This window comes from Spirosoma migulaei, assembly GCF_054776855.1.
The window spans coordinates 1-1,228 of sequence record NZ_BAAHBG010000062.1; the positions used below are offsets into that span (position 1 = coordinate 1).

Genomic DNA, 1,228 nt, shown 5'->3' on the forward strand with positions numbered 1-1,228 from the left:
TTGGTGCTGCGGTTATCAAAGTAGTTCAGGATGGTTTCATAGTGGTTCTGGATCGAACGAGCCACCGTGTTGAAGGCCTTGAAACCCGCTTGGCGTACTTTTTCGTGCCATTTGGCCAACCGCCCTAAGCCGTAGAGTTTGTCGGTGGTGGCCTCAAAGATGTGACTCAGGGCCTGACTTAACTCATAAGCAGCCTTCAACTCTGGATAACGCTCAAACAGCAAAGCAGCCCGTTCTCGCTGGCTTTCTGTCCAGTCAGGCGCCTTTTTATAAAGCACATAGCGGCTGCGAGCCAGCAATTGTTTCACTGTATCCCCATTGGTAAGTAACTCTGGTTGATAGTCGATCTGGTTAAACTTAGCCTGCTCAAGAGCCTCATTTTCAGCCTCCAAGGCTTGCCAGCGGTACTCAACTCGCATAGTCTGAACGGCCTCCAGAGCCAGTTGTTGCACATGGAAACGGTCGGTCACTTGGATAGCCTTAGGGAAACATTTTTTAGCGATTAGGGCCATATTGCCTGCCATATCCAGGGTAATTTCCTTTACCTTTTTGCGCTGGTTTTCAGATAACTTACGCAATATCTCAATCACCGTCTCGGCTTTAGTACCCGCCACAATGGCTACGATACTGCCCTTGCCTCCTCTAGCGGCTTTATTGGTCAGAATCGTATAGAGTTCCCCTTGTGAAAGACTCGTTTCATCTAGCGACAAATGCGTACCCAGGTTTTGGGGATAAAGCAACCAGTCTTTGGCATGTTGCTTTTGTTGCCAATTGGCAAATCCACTCTGATAATCACGGTATTGGCGTAATAGAATTTTGCCACCAACCCCATAAAAGCCGCCAATGGAGTTGATATTAGTCGGGTTAGTATCGACTGATTTGTTTTAAAAAAGCGGAAAACTCACTGGTCATCCGCGTTCCATCTGCTACCTGAGTCCAGTCTCGATAGACGACTTTGCCGGTTTGGGTATTGAGCCAGCGACGGCGTTTGATATGCAGGAATACCTGGTGGCCCCGGATGGGAAAGTCCTGGACGGTGATAGTGGGGAAAAAGCCTTTGGAGAGCAGATTCTTCCGTTGAGGGTCCGTCTCATCGGCATTTTTCTCTTCGATATGAACATGAAAGACTCCCTCAGGGCGGTCGATGGAGGTCAATTCAAAATTTTGTAGGATGAACTCAGGCAACAGAAACTGAACGATGGGCAAGAAACTCTCCAAAACAACTAGA

At 48.1% G+C, this 1,228-nt stretch carries 2 protein-coding genes; both read right to left on the reverse strand.

Annotated elements, in window-relative coordinates; genetic code table 11:
- On the reverse strand, positions 1 to 854 hold an 854-nt coding region (locus ACYVGO_RS38775), incomplete at its 3' end, for an ISAon1 family transposase (protein ID WP_460974167.1).
- A gap of 10 nt (positions 855 to 864) precedes the next feature.
- On the reverse strand, positions 865 to 1,228 hold a 364-nt coding region (locus ACYVGO_RS38780; protein ID WP_460974166.1), incomplete at its 5' end, for an ISAon1 family transposase N-terminal region protein.